Below are 12969 nucleotides of genomic sequence, written 5' to 3'. Positions count from 1 at the left end.
TGGACTCCCCGATACCAGAGCGATTGTTTTCCAATCGCAGGAAAAACTCGAGTATGAGTTATCTGAGTTATCTATGCTTATTAAGCATCTTGACGATGTTAAAAAAGGTAAAGAATGGGCAACACCATGTGGTCATTGTGAATACTGCAAAACAAAAGCTTTGAGCCAGCGTGTGGAGGTGGTCTGATGAGTAAACAAGTAAAAGACATACTAGAAACTCACGACACAGGTTGTCCTCATGGCATCACATTTGCAATACATCAAGATAAAGATGAGTGTATTGCTTTGTTTGGTCGTTCTGGTTGGCCCGGACTAAAACCTCGATTTATTCGTTGGAATGAAAGTGTTAAAAATCAAACAACATACAAAACTGAGGAATCCTTACTTAATGCCTATGTTTGTGATGTTAAAAAACATCGGAAGATTTTATTGTCATTCAATTATTGCCCTTTTAAGAGGGGGAAATAATCAAAAACCAACTATTTCCATTTTGGAAACAACTCAAAAATCAACAAGCCGTGCATTCTTGTAAAACTGCGAACTAGAAAATGTGTCAGTGACACTTATGTGACTTTTGGACGAATGACGCAAAGAATTTCACTCACGCTTGCCTCGCTCACAAATTGGCAGGCGTAGGGGTTTGGTCAGAAATATGAAACTTGAAAAAGGCGATTACGTGAAAGTTTTAAAAAATGGAGAATTTTTTAAAATCGTACAAATTAAAAATATTTACAGTGACTGTATCGAAACCAGCCACGGCATTTACAATCGGACCACACTTGCTAGCAGGTTGGATAAAGAGTGTCTAATCTCTGGCACGGTATCGTGGGAGGATAAAAATGGAATGGATCAACTGGACAGAAATCTGTCCTGAAACAAAATCTGAAATCATCGAAAAAATAGAAAATGATGGCTACACTTATCCACACTATGACAAGAAAAATAATGGTGTCAAGTACGTCATCTCTACACTGGACATCAAACGAGACTGTCTAAGAGTCGGAGTGTCATTTGAAGATGTGTACCCTTTGCAAACAACACTTTTTTAAAAGGAGAAAATAAATGCTAAACAAAATCGATATACCAGGAACAGCTATCACACTTGAAATCGTGGACAAGACCATCACGATCACCAATAAAATTGAATATGATATGCAGATGCATTTTAGAAATACAGATGCAGATGCTTCTCTTGATACAAGTGGCGACGTGTTTGAGCCTCTCTACTGGTTAGATATTAAGGCGACACCGAAAATGCCGACAGAGTATCATACGAGCCTTGGAATCAAGAGAGAAAAGCGCCACTTAGCCGAACTTCAGAAGTTCTTTGAGTTTATTGAGAGTAATAAACGAAACCTATTTGATCTCTGTGGATTCAAGGGAGAACTGCAATGAGTTCACTGACATTATCATTGGACATTTCAACTACTGCGACAGGCTGGGCCGTATTTAACGGCTCTGACCTTGTTCAGAGTGGTGTCTTAAAGCATAAAAGCAAATCGTTCTTTGAACGTGGGCGGTTCATGGCTAGTGAATTGCGAGCTATTCAATCGAGAGCGCTTCAGAAGTACGACTGCCATTTTGAATCGATTGTGGTCGAGAAGAACTCGGTCATGGGGCCAAATCAGCAGTCCATGATCAGTATTGGAATTGTGACAGGTATCATTCTTGGCCGACTGGTTGCTGACAATGTGTACTTCGTGAACGTATCGACCTGGCGCAAGTACTGGAAGTTTAGTTACAAGGACCGAAGTAAAAAGTCGATGAAGCTGCAGGCAGTTGCTAAGGTGTCTGATGAATTCGACCTTAACGTTAAAGACGATGAAGCTGACGCTATCCTGATTGGTTCATATTTTGTAAACCATGGCCAAGAATTTGGAAATCTGGAAAGCCACAAGGTGAGTTGAGGAGTTAGAAGATGAATAAGCAGGAATTGATTAAAGAATTTGAAGAAATCGGGATTTATGGTTTGAATATGTTTGGAACTGTAGTCAAAGGCATTCCGACCGAAACTGCAATTGATCTAATCAAACAACTAGACGAGCCAGAAAAAGTCAAAGTTCAGCAGTTTGTGGATGATGTGATTGAGGGTGCAAGAGAACATAGTCCAGAACTAGAGGATGCGTTGTATTATGCTTGTAGCAATGGAAGCCAGGAATTTACAGAATGGTATCAAAAGAAATCCAACAGAGATCTCTTCGCCCGTGCATGGCTTGACGGCTACGAGGTTGAGAAAGAGAAGCGGTATTATGTAAGATTTAAATGGATTGAAGACTCATATAGTTACTTAACCTTGATTAAGCACCTTCACGCTTGGACGTTAAAGGATATAACACTAGATAAAAAATTTCGTTCAGAACACACCCGCAAACAACTAGAAGAAGCGGATTTCGGCTGGGTATTTGATTGCCCAGGGATTGAGATTGAGGAGGTGGAGTGATGAAGAAAATAACGTTTATCATAGGGTTAGGAGGCGAGCAAATAGAATTCAAAACAGATAGAGATGATTTTATCAATGAATTAAAATTTCGTTATGAAAACAAGCAACTTCTTGAAATCAATCTTGGTCCTGAGATTGTGTTGCTCAATCCCAGCAAGATCTTATTTGTTAAAATCAAGGAGGTAACAGAATGAAACGATTTATCGCTATCTGGATTCTGCTATCAGCTGGACTAAATATCTGGCAAATGGACAGGATTGCAGAACTAGAAAAGAAGAAGCCGATGGTTATCTACAAGGCGGATAACGCAGGCGCTGAGATATTTGGCCGTGTCGTTGAGAAAGGACGACATGGGAAGTTATACACGATTACTATTCGTGATTATGGGATTTTCGTAGTCACTAGAGAACAATTTGAGAAAATCAAAATAGGGGATGAGGTATTACTATGACAACAAACATGGAATTATTAGCGCATCATGTTGAACATTGGGCGAAAGAGCGAGGGCTAGACAATCCAGACAACAGCACGTCTCAGGCATTGAAGTTATTTGAAGAAGCAGGCGAACTGGCGCAGGCGCATCTCAAGAAACGAGATGATGAGGGCAAGGATGCCGTGGGTGATATTTTGGTAGTGTTGACCATCTATTGTCAGCAGAAAGGTTGGTCTATTGCTGAGTGCTTTCAAATGGCATGGAATGAGATCAAAGACCGTAAAGGCAAGATGGTAGACGGCTCGTTTGTCAAAGAGAAGGATTTATAAAATGAAAAAACTAGGAATCATTATTGGGGCGGTATTTGTAATCGTTGTATCGCCATTCGTAGTTCAGTATGGATGGAATGAGATTATCACAACGATTGTTCCAGTTGGTAAAATTACAGTCTGGCAAGCTTTAGGGATGGATGCACTACTATCTTTCATCTGGCCTGTGTTATCCAGCAAAAAAGAATCTTATGAAGATTATTCATACGCTGTAAAGAGCAGTATTTCAAAAATCATTACATGTGCATTTTTGATATGGTTAGCTAGTTTGTTCATCTAAGGAGGATTTGGCATGATACCAAGATATAGAGTGTGGCATCATGAATTAGGTAGACTGATGTCAGTCAAATGTATGTTTTTTCATGATAGCGAGATTGAAGAATTTGAGTTAAACGATGCTTTAATGAATGATTATATTACAGCTTATCCTGATGAAATCGTACTAATGCAATCAACAGGACTCAAAGATAAGAATGATAAGGAAATCTTTGAGGGGGATATTTTAGCATGTGAAACTGATAATGAAGTGATAAATTTGAATGTATTTTGGGATGAAGAGCATGCTTTATTTATGTTCGAGTCGAAAAAATATAACGAACAGGAACCTTTAGCTGAATTAGTTGAAAATAACACATATCCGTTTGAAATCATCGGCAACATCTACGAAAACCCAGATCTTTTGGAGGATAAATAATGAACCCAGAAATAATTGACAATATAAACAAACCAAACCACTACATAGGGACTTATGGTCTAGAAGTGAAGGATGTTACGAGAAATTTCATCAAAGGTAAGGCGGAAATGGAAGCGCATCGTTGGTGCAGCGCTGTCGAATATTTACTTCGTTACAAAGAGAAGAACGGTCTTGAAGACCTGAAGAAAGCCAGAAAGAATCTTGACTGGCTTATCGAGGAGATGGAGCATGAGAATTAAAACATCAATGGGAACAATCATCAATGTTGACAAGATAAAGCGCAGTATCACAGTTGAGGGAGTTGAATTGAGCTCAGATTGTCGTGCGCTGACTTCTAAACACAAAGATGGTACAGGTACAATAACACTAGTTTTTGATGGAAAAATTATTTGAAAGTGTGATCACGAATAAAGAATAAAATAAAAAAGCCAAGACACTCTCTGTCTCAGCTATAATCTCAATAATATTATTATATCACAAAGGAGATAGAGAGTGAACAAGGCTAAAGAGCTATTGAAAGAATTACAAGACCTTGACATGGACATCCAAAGCCGTATAGATGAAATCAATGAGCTCGAGGCAGGTTTGCTCTCAAGTCCTAAGTGGTCAGGTGTCAAAGTCCAAGGTGGACAGACTAGAAAAGTTGATGATGTCTATACTCAGCTGGTAGTGATGAAAGAGGCTATAGAGCAGGATACTAAAGAGGTTATTAACAGAAAACTTGAATTAGGTCGAATGATCAATAAGTTAACAAATCCGAAGCATCGGACAATTTTGAGAATGACATATATTACTAAAACGTATATTGAGGATATTTGTGATAAGTTATCAATCAGCAAGAGCTCGTATTACAGCATGCGTAAGGTTGCTATTGAAGAGCTGGAGGTAATTTTGGAATAATTTGGAATTTCTTGAGTTATCTTGAGAATATCTTGAGAATATATGTTAATCAAAATAATCTTGATGTGCACTGTAATGATAATCTGTTAGAATGGTAGTGTCAAGAATTGAAAAGAGAGGTCTCAGAATTTGGTAGATGGTTACCTGAAATCAGGGTGTCGTAAAGGCGTTGAGGGTTCGAGTCCCTCCCTCTATTTCGTTCATTGACGTCTCCTTTATATTTTTCATTTTATTTCCGAGGTTTCGGCCTCGTTTTGGCGATGACAGGCGTAAAGTGATTTTCTCTCCAATGTATTTTCAAACTTTTCGGTTCGATTCCGGGCATCGCCGTTAAAGACTACAAAAAATAAAAAAAGGAAAACTTTCAAAATGATTACTAATTAACACGCAAGGTAGTAGTCGTCTTGCAGTTGGAACGTAGCTCAGTTGGTGGAGCGATATGACTATAAAGGGTCTGAAACGTAGGCAGGTTCGAATCCTGCCGTTCCAATTTTTACAGAATTGGCTGTAAAAAACAAAGTCAAAGACTATATAACCCGAGAAACGCATATCTTTTGGATGTGTGTTTTTTGGTTTCTTGAGGAGGGAAACAGTGAAGATTGTTGATAAGCCGATTGAATGGCTAAGACCTTACGAAAATAACCCTAGGAACAATGAACAAGCAGTTGAAGCAGTAGCTAATTCTATAAAGGAATTTGGTTTTAAGGTTCCGATTGTCGCAACGATAGATGGAGAAATCGTAAACGGACACACAAGGTTTAAGGCAGCTAAGTTTTTAAAGTTAAAAAACTGTACCAGTTCTTATTGCAGATGATTTGACAGAGGAACAGATTAAGGCATTTAGACTTGCTGATAATAAGACAGGGGAGCTTGCTGATTGGGATGTTGAACTACTTTATAGCGAATTAGATGAACTTACTGGTTTTGATATGACGATGTTTGGGTTCGAAGATATTGACTTTTCTTTAGATGATTTTGAAGAAGATGAAAAAGAGACGGGAGAAGAAGCCGATATCGATTCCGAAGAGAAGCCGAAAGTAGAATATGGAGATATTTTTCAGCTAGGACGACACCGTTTGATGTGTGGTGATAGCACATCTGCTGAAGATATGGCACGGTTAATTGATGGTGCGGTGATAGATTTATATGTTACAGACCCGCCATACAACGTGGCCTATCAAGGAGGAACTGATGAAGCAATGACAATCATGAACGATAGCATGGATGATGTTAGTTTTAGACAGTTTCTAAGAGATGCGTTTGCGGTTGCAAACAACCACTTGAAACCAGGAGGGGCGTTCTATATCTGGCATGCAGATTCAGAAGGTTTAAATTTTAGAGCTGCAGTAAAAGAGACAGGTTGGTTACTGAAACAGTCTATTATCTGGGTCAAGAATGCTATTGTGTTAGGTCGTCAGGACTATCAATGGAAGCATGAGCCTTGCCTATACGGTTGGAAAGACGGAGCGAGTCACTATTTTGTGGACAATCGCTCACTAGCTACTGTCATTGAAGAAGATGAAGAAAATCTAAAAGAAATGACAAAAAGCGAATTGATTTCTTACATCAAGACCATGCAGGATACATCTCCGACGACTGTCTTTTACGAGGATAAACCTGTTAGAAACGATATCCATCCGACGATGAAGCCTTTGAAGTTGATTGCTAGATGTGTTTTGAATTCCAGTAAAAAAGGTGACAAGATACTAGATAGCTTTAATGGTGGAGGTTCTACATTAATGGTCTGTGAACGCTCTGAAAGAATTGGTTATGCAATGGAATTAGATCCTGTGTATGTAGAGCGGACCATTAAACGTTGGGAAGAAGAGACAGGACTAACCGCTGAAAAAGTAAGTTAAATTTATTTTTTTGATAAGGAAGTGAGGCGATGGCTAATGAGCAAAATTTGATAAAAAATTCAGAACGAACTCCGAGCGAACGCCGAGAAAATGCAAAAAAAGCAGGAGTGGCTTTGAACTGCACCCCAAAAGTTAGACAGAAAAAATCTAACTTTTGGGGTGTTTTATTATGAAATTGAGTTATGAAGATAAAGTTCAGATCTATGAACTTAGAAAACAAGGATATAGCTTAGAGAAGCTTTCAAATAAATTTGAGATAAACAATTCTAATCTTAGGTACATGATTAAATTGATTGATCGTTACGGAATAGAGTTCGTCAAAAAAGGGAAAAATCGTTACTATTCTCCTCATTTAAAACAAGAAATGATTAATAAAGTCTTACATGAAAACTGGTCTCAAGATAGAGTTTCTCTCAAATATGCTCTCCCAAATCGTGGTATGCTTCCAAATTGGCTAGCACAATATAAGAAAAACGGGTATACTATTGTTGAGAAAACAAGAGGGAGACCAACTAAAATGGGACGTAAACGGAAGAAAACCTGGGAAGAAATGACAGAACTAGAGCGACTCCAAGAGGAGAATGAACGCTTACGGACTGAGGTGGCCTACCTAAAAAAGTTAAAAGAGCTGGAAGACAGGGACGAAGCCTTAGAGCGAGAAAGGCAGAGACAATTAGAGAAATGGCTTCAGGAGGATTTCGACTAGATTTACTTCTTGAAACAGCACGTTTAGCTCGCTCAACTTACTATTATCAGTTGAAACAACTGGATGGGCTTGATAAAGATAAAGAGCTTAAAACCGAAATTCAGGCCATTTATAATGACCATAAAGGAAATTATGGCTATCGTAGAGTTACTCTTGAATTGAGGAATCGTGGTCATATAGTAAACCATAAGAAGGTCCAACGTCTGATGAAAGTCCTTGGTTTAACAGCTCGAATTCGCCGGAAACGAAAGTATTCTTCCTACCAAGGAGAGATTGGTAAGAAAGCAGAGAATCTCATTCAACGTCAGTTTGAAGCATCAAGGCCAATGGAAAAGTGCTATACGGATGTGACAGAGTTTGCCATTCCAAATAGCACACAGAAACTCTATTTATCGCCAGTTTTAGATGGATTTAATAGCGAAATTATCGCCTATAATCTTTCAACTTCACCAAACTTAGAACAAGTGAAAGCTATGTTAAACCAGGCCTTTACAGAGAAACACTACGAGCATACGATTCTCCATAGCGATCAAGGCTGGCAATACCAACACGATTTTTATCATCGGTTCCTAGAGAGTAAGGGAATTCAAGCATCCATGTCACGCAAGGGCAACAGCCCAGACAATGGCATGATGGAGTCCTTCTTTGGCATTTTGAAATCTGAAATGTTTTATGGTTATGAGAAGCACTTTAGGTCTTTAGAAGACCTTGAACAAGCTATTGTGGACTACATTGATTACTACAACAACAAACGAATTAAAGTCAAACTAAAAGGACTTAGCCCTGTGCAATACAGAACTAAATCCTTTCAATAATTATTTGTCCAACTTTTGGGGGTCAGTACACTTCTGGTAAAGCTAGAAGAAAAAAAGCGAACCTTAAAAAGGCTTTTGAGACAATCCTGCAAGCAGATGTAGCAAGTCCAAGCGTTAAGAAGCAACTTGAAGATATGGGTTTTGATACGACTAATGAAATGGCTTTAGCAATGGTTATGATGCAGAAAGCCATGAAAGGTAACGTTAGAGCGTTTGAACAAATCAGCAAGCTGACTACGACAGATGCAAAAGATTCTCTTGATAAGAAAGAGCAAAGAGAACGTATTGAAGCGCTCAAGCTAGAAAATGAGAAACGCAGAAAACAAATAGGAACATCAGAGGTTGACGTTAAAGACGATGACTTTATTAAATCTCTAGAAGGGGTGGTTGAAGAAACTTGGCTAGATTAAGAATGCAAACCAATACCTTCAAATTTCAACCCTTTAGCAAAAAGCAGAAGAAAGTGCTAACTTGGTGGCTTTGGAACTCTCCAGTTCATGAGTCAGAAGGCATTATCGCTGATGGTGCTATCCGTTCTGGTAAGACTGTTTCTATGAGCTTAGCGTTTGTTATTTGGGCGATGACATCATTCAACCATCAAAACTTTGCGATGTGTGGTAAGACAATCGGCTCTTTCAATCGTAACGTCCTGAAGTTATTATTGGTTATGATACAGTCAAGAGGTTTTAGCTACGTCTATCATCGGACGGATAACCTGATAGAAATCTCAAAAGGCGATGTGTCGAATGATTTCTATATTTTTGGTGGTAAGGACGAGAGTTCACAGGATCTTATACAAGGTTTGACGCTGGCAGGTATTTTCTTCGATGAAGTAGCGCTTATGCCTGAGTCGTTTGTTAATCAAGGTACAGGGCGGTGCTCTGTTACAGGTTCCAAGTGGTGGTTCAACTGCAACCCAGACGGGCCTTATCATTGGTTTAAAGTCAACTGGATAGACAAAGCGGAAACAAAGAACATGCTTTATCTGCATTTTGACATGGACGATAACCTTTCTCTTTCAGAGAACATCAAGAAGCGTTATAGAAGTCAATATCAAGGTGTTTTCTATCAGCGCTACATTCAAGGTCTTTGGACGGTGGCAGAAGGCATTGTCTACGATATGTTCAGCAAGGATAAGCATGTTGTATCAACCTTGCCAGAAATGAGCAAGCTGGGCAAATATGTTTCGGTCGATTACGGTACGCAGAATGCGACCGTTTTTCTTTTGTGGGAAAAAGATATCAATGGCAAGTATTACTTGACAAGGGAATACTATTACTCAGGTCGTGACGAGAACGTACAGAAAACCAATGCTGAGTACGCTGATGATCTAACTGCTTGGCTGGGAGATACAAACATCGAACGTATTATTATTGACCCGTCTGCTGCTTCATTCATTGCTGAATTGAAGAAGCGAGGATATAGAATCAAAAAAGCTAGAAATAATGTCCTTGAAGGCATTCGTTTTGTCGGCTCTATGCTCGGTCAAGAAAAAATAGCAGTGCATGAGAGTTGTGTGAATACGCTGAAAGAGTTTCACGCTTATGTCTGGGACGAGAAAGCCTCAGCAAATGGCGAGGACAAACCTATCAAGCAATTTGACCACGCTATGGATGCCCTGCGTTATTTCTGCTACACAGTATTATTCAAGTCAGGAGGTATGACTGTTTGGAAATAGAAGTAATCAAAAAGATAATCTCGTCGCAGATGGTTAAACACGGAAAGTTTGTCTCACAAGCAGCTGAAGCTGAGAAATACTATCGTAACGAGAATGATATTAAACGAAAGCGTAAGCCTGCAGATAAAAAAGGCGCTGAGAACGAAGCGAAAGCAGAAGATAACGCCTTTCGTAATGCTGATAACCGTATTAGTCACAACTGGCACCAGTTATTGCTTGACCAGAAAAAGGCTTATGCGTTGACCTATCCGCCTACATTCGACGTAGATGATAAAAGTGTTAATGATAAGATTGTAGACGTCTTAGGAGACGATTATGAACGTATCAGCAAGCAGCTTTGTGTGAATGCAGGAAATGCTGGTATTGCTTGGCTTCACGTTTGGAAAGATGCTAGTGATAACTCATTTAGATATGCTTGCGTGGACTCAAAAGAAGTGATACCAATCTATTCAAAGTCTTTGGATAAGAAGTTGATTGGGGTACTGCGAGTTTACTCTAGCATAGATGAAACAGACGGTAAGAATTATACTGTTTACGAATATTGGAACGATAAAGAGTGTTCTTTCTATCGTCATGAAAAAGAAAAGCCACTGGAAGAATTAGAGCCATTCCAAGCAATCTCTTTGATTGATACTATGAATGGAGACCGATCTAGTGACAATAGTTTCGAGCATGATTTTGGCCTTGTTCCTTTTATTCCGTTTAAAAACAATGAAATCGAGACCAATGACTTGAAGCCAATCAAAGACCTAGTTGATGTTTACGACAAGGTCTTTAGTGGATTTGTCAATGATACAGACGATGTTCAAGAGGTTATCTTTGTTCTTACAAACTACGGTGGACAGGACAAGCAAGAGTTTCTTGAAGATTTGAAACGCTATAAGATGATTAAGATGGACAACGACGGCATGGGAGACCAATCAGGAGTTACAACCATTGCTATTGATATTCCAACTGAAGCCAGAAATCTGATTTTAGAGCGGACTAAGAAACAAATCTTTATTAGTGGCCAAGGGGTTAACCCTGAAACAGATAAACTAGGGAACAGTTCAGGCGTTGCTTTGAAGTTCCTTTACTCTCTTTTAGAGTTAAAAGCCGGGAATATGGAAACTCAGTTCAGAAGTGGATATGCCACACTTGTTAAGATGATTTTGAGACATCTAGGACTGTCTGACAAGCTCAAAATCAAGCAAACATGGACACGGAACTCAATCAATAACGATACAGAAATGGCTCAAGTAGTTTCTACTCTTGCAACTATCACATCAAGAGAAAACGTAGCTAAATCGAATCCAATTGTAGAAGATTGGCAGGATGAACTACGCTTGCAGAAAGCTGACCAAGAGGAACAATCTGAAAAACTCTACGACATGGAAGAGGTAGAGCATGAGTCGGAAACTGAATAAAGAAGAGAAGATTGCTTTCATCGAATCTCTCGATGACCTCAACCGAGAAGAGAAAGACAGATTGCTATATGAGCTGGCTCAGATTGACGACCTCAGCGAGATAATAGACTACATCGATAATTTATACCGCAGAACACTAAAACGCATTACAGGGCGTTTAGAGGCGTTTGAGAGGGTATCTAAAAATCGTAGCGACTCATTACCATTTTATCTGTTATCCCTGACTAAGGCTGACCAATTAAAAACTAAGCAAGAGATTGCTAGCTTTGTTAAGAAACATCCTGATTTAACAGAGTGGTCAAGGTCAATAAAGGTCAAAACAAATGCAGATGCCTTGTTTGCTGGCGTTGAGATGGATATCGCTGAAATGACTGGCAAAATCAACAAGCGAATAGAAACACATCTCAAACAAACCTACCAAGAAACTTACTTAAATCGTGCTTACAACTACCATAAGCAGACCAAAAGAGAACCGAATTTCAAGCCTGAGCGTCTAGAAGAAGAGTATCTTCAAAAGGCAATCAACGAAAACTTCAAAGGCAAGCGGTTCTCTGAGCGTGTTTGGGGTAGCAATATGGACGAACTGGTTAGTAGAGTAGAGTCGCTTGTAACCAACGATTTAAACCGAGGCTATCCGATAGACCAGTCCAGTAAACTTCTAGCAATTGAGTTTGAACGTGCTCGTAATCGTGCAGTGACTGTTTTGCAGACGGAAACGAACGGTATTCAGGCTCAGGCAACGCTGGATGAATATCAGGACGATAATATCAAGAAGTACAGATATCTGGCGACCTTAGAGGTTCACACATGCCCTATTTGTGGCGAGTTAGACGGTAAGGTATTTCTTGTTAAGGATTCAGAAAAGGGTGTGAATTATCCTACTATGCACCCTCATTGTCGATGTACGACGGTTCCTGCCTTAGAAAAAGGTGGGAAACGCTATGCAAGAGATATTGAAACAGGAAAAGGCTATGAGGTTGAAAGTGGTCAGACCTTCAAGGATTGGCGAAAGCAGCAGCTTGATAAGTATGGTCAGACTGCTATCAAAGACAAGCTACAAGCTGAACGATTGGAAAAGGACAGAGTACGCAGAACCAAGGAGCAGTTCATAGCTTATAGACAGGTTTTAGGTTCTCAAAATATGCCCAAAACATTTGCAGGCTTCTATGATTTGAAGTATAATGATGTTGAGGGATACAAGGAACTAAAAGACCGCATCAGATGGACAAAGTCCAAGTTTCCTACTGAGAAATCTTTTGATGGTCATTATAAAAAACATAGAGTCGAGTTCGGAGATATCACAAAAGAGGATTATCTTCATATCGGACAGAATTTGTTGTCTAAGACGATAAACGAGAATATACTCGGTTACGATACAGAAATGCGTAGAGTGCGATATGATTTAGAAAATAATATATATGTTTTAGGCGATAATCGTAGTAAACGTATTACAACAATATTGAAACCGAAAAAAGGAGTTGATTATTATGAGCAAGACTGGGAAAGAGAATTTAATGATCATTGATGGTCGCGAATATGTACATTGTCCAGTATGTGGAACTGTTACAGCAGTGTATGACATCTGTGACGTCTGTCAGTGGCAAAATACAGGAGAAACTAATATAGATGGCGGTCCTAATGAAATGACACTTGCGGAGGCTAAAGAAGCTTACGCAAAAGGCTTACCAATTAGATAAATAAGCACCTAG

22 protein-coding genes, 1 tRNA gene and 1 pseudogene are annotated in these 12969 nt (G+C 39.3%); all 24 read left to right on the top strand.

What is annotated here, in order from left to right:
* Positions 1 to 19 precede the first annotated feature (19 nt).
* Positions 20 to 187: pseudogene (locus ACN076_RS06870) on the top strand (PD-(D/E)XK nuclease-like domain-containing protein); the annotation flags it as partial.
* On the top strand, positions 187 to 468 hold the full coding sequence (locus tag ACN076_RS06865) for a hypothetical protein (protein WP_420789674.1): 282 nt from the start codon (positions 187 to 189) through the stop codon (positions 466 to 468). The pseudogene ACN076_RS06870 and the gene ACN076_RS06865, both read left to right, overlap by 1 nt.
* Before the next feature lie 371 nt (positions 469 to 839).
* Positions 840 to 1049, top strand: a complete 210-nt coding sequence (locus tag ACN076_RS06860; RefSeq protein ID WP_261127995.1) for a hypothetical protein — start codon at positions 840 to 842, stop codon at positions 1047 to 1049.
* Positions 1050 to 1062: 13 nt separating this feature from the next.
* Entirely contained in the window at positions 1063 to 1395 is a 333-nt protein-coding gene (locus ACN076_RS06855; protein WP_153192944.1) for a hypothetical protein, read from the top strand.
* Entirely contained in the window at positions 1392 to 1907 is a 516-nt protein-coding gene (locus tag ACN076_RS06850) for a hypothetical protein (RefSeq protein ID WP_420789673.1), read from the top strand. The genes ACN076_RS06855 and ACN076_RS06850 overlap by 4 nt, the downstream gene beginning before the upstream one ends.
* 11 nt (positions 1908 to 1918) lie before the next feature.
* On the top strand, positions 1919 to 2440 hold the full coding sequence (locus tag ACN076_RS06845) for a DUF1642 domain-containing protein (RefSeq protein WP_420789672.1): 522 nt from the start codon (positions 1919 to 1921) through the stop codon (positions 2438 to 2440).
* Positions 2440 to 2634: a hypothetical protein gene (locus tag ACN076_RS06840; protein WP_420789671.1), complete on the top strand. Its 195-nt coding sequence runs from the start codon at positions 2440 to 2442 to the stop codon at positions 2632 to 2634. Before ACN076_RS06845 ends, ACN076_RS06840 begins: the two co-directional genes overlap by 1 nt.
* The gene (locus ACN076_RS06835; RefSeq protein ID WP_420789670.1) at positions 2631 to 2891 is read left to right on the top strand and encodes a DUF1372 family protein; all 261 of its coding nucleotides are present in this window, start codon (positions 2631 to 2633) and stop codon (positions 2889 to 2891) included. Before ACN076_RS06840 ends, ACN076_RS06835 begins: the two co-directional genes overlap by 4 nt.
* Entirely contained in the window at positions 2888 to 3202 is a 315-nt protein-coding gene (locus tag ACN076_RS06830; RefSeq protein ID WP_420789669.1) for a MazG-like family protein, read from the top strand. Before ACN076_RS06835 ends, ACN076_RS06830 begins: the two co-directional genes overlap by 4 nt.
* Before the next feature lies 1 nt (position 3203).
* Positions 3204 to 3482: a hypothetical protein gene (locus tag ACN076_RS06825; protein WP_254753988.1), complete on the top strand. Its 279-nt coding sequence runs from the start codon at positions 3204 to 3206 to the stop codon at positions 3480 to 3482.
* Positions 3483 to 3494: 12 nt separating this feature from the next.
* Positions 3495 to 3896, top strand: coding sequence for a YopX family protein (locus ACN076_RS06820; RefSeq protein WP_420789668.1), 402 nt, complete (start codon positions 3495 to 3497; stop codon positions 3894 to 3896).
* On the top strand, positions 3896 to 4135 hold the full coding sequence (locus tag ACN076_RS06815; protein ID WP_420789667.1) for a DUF3310 domain-containing protein: 240 nt from the start codon (positions 3896 to 3898) through the stop codon (positions 4133 to 4135). The genes ACN076_RS06820 and ACN076_RS06815 overlap by 1 nt, the downstream gene beginning before the upstream one ends.
* Entirely contained in the window at positions 4125 to 4289 is a 165-nt protein-coding gene (locus ACN076_RS06810) for a hypothetical protein (protein ID WP_420789666.1), read from the top strand. The genes ACN076_RS06815 and ACN076_RS06810 overlap by 11 nt, the downstream gene beginning before the upstream one ends.
* A 99-nt stretch (positions 4290 to 4388) precedes the next feature.
* Entirely contained in the window at positions 4389 to 4796 is a 408-nt protein-coding gene (locus tag ACN076_RS06805; protein ID WP_420789665.1) for a DUF1492 domain-containing protein, read from the top strand.
* Between the two features lie 411 nt (positions 4797 to 5207).
* A tRNA-OTHER gene (locus ACN076_RS06800) sits at positions 5208 to 5286 on the top strand.
* Between the two features lie 102 nt (positions 5287 to 5388).
* Positions 5389 to 5610, top strand: coding sequence for a ParB N-terminal domain-containing protein (locus ACN076_RS06795; protein ID WP_420789664.1), 222 nt, complete (start codon positions 5389 to 5391; stop codon positions 5608 to 5610).
* A 1-nt stretch (position 5611) separates the two neighbouring features.
* The gene (locus ACN076_RS06790; protein ID WP_420789663.1) at positions 5612 to 6655 is read left to right on the top strand and encodes a DNA modification methylase; all 1044 of its coding nucleotides are present in this window, start codon (positions 5612 to 5614) and stop codon (positions 6653 to 6655) included.
* A 29-nt stretch (positions 6656 to 6684) separates the two neighbouring features.
* Positions 6685 to 6828 (top strand): hypothetical protein, encoded by a 144-nt coding sequence (locus ACN076_RS06785; RefSeq protein ID WP_420789662.1) that lies wholly within the window; start codon positions 6685 to 6687, stop codon positions 6826 to 6828.
* Positions 6825 to 8176, top strand: a protein-coding gene (locus tag ACN076_RS06780) for an IS3 family transposase (RefSeq protein ID WP_134813905.1) whose coding sequence is annotated in 2 segments (ribosomal slippage) — positions 6825 to 7266 and positions 7266 to 8176 — 1353 coding nt in all. Because the reading frame shifts where the segments join, the coding sequence is not laid out codon by codon here. Before ACN076_RS06785 ends, ACN076_RS06780 begins: the two co-directional genes overlap by 4 nt.
* A 134-nt stretch (positions 8177 to 8310) precedes the next feature.
* Positions 8311 to 8586 (top strand): hypothetical protein, encoded by a 276-nt coding sequence (locus ACN076_RS06775; RefSeq protein WP_420789661.1) that lies wholly within the window; start codon positions 8311 to 8313, stop codon positions 8584 to 8586.
* 2 nt (positions 8587 to 8588) lie between these two features.
* Entirely contained in the window at positions 8589 to 9854 is a 1266-nt protein-coding gene (locus ACN076_RS06770; protein WP_261050820.1) for a PBSX family phage terminase large subunit, read from the top strand.
* Positions 9845 to 11260 (top strand): phage portal protein, encoded by a 1416-nt coding sequence (locus ACN076_RS06765; protein ID WP_420789660.1) that lies wholly within the window; start codon positions 9845 to 9847, stop codon positions 11258 to 11260. The genes ACN076_RS06770 and ACN076_RS06765 overlap by 10 nt, the downstream gene beginning before the upstream one ends.
* On the top strand, positions 11241 to 12785 hold the full coding sequence (locus tag ACN076_RS06760) for a minor capsid protein (RefSeq protein WP_420789659.1): 1545 nt from the start codon (positions 11241 to 11243) through the stop codon (positions 12783 to 12785). The genes ACN076_RS06765 and ACN076_RS06760 overlap by 20 nt, the downstream gene beginning before the upstream one ends.
* A complete protein-coding gene (locus ACN076_RS06755) occupies positions 12748 to 12957 on the top strand; it encodes a CPCC family cysteine-rich protein (RefSeq protein ID WP_015973654.1) in 210 nt (69 codons plus the stop codon). The genes ACN076_RS06760 and ACN076_RS06755 overlap by 38 nt, the downstream gene beginning before the upstream one ends.
* The last annotated feature ends 12 nt before the right edge of the window (positions 12958 to 12969 follow it).

The sequence above is a fragment of the Streptococcus sp. K0074 genome (assembly GCF_048843365.1).
GTDB classification, from domain to species: domain Bacteria; phylum Bacillota; class Bacilli; order Lactobacillales; family Streptococcaceae; genus Streptococcus; species Streptococcus mitis_BM.
Note: the sequence above shows the minus strand (reverse complement) of the source record. Positions and strands in the feature narration are given on the sequence as shown.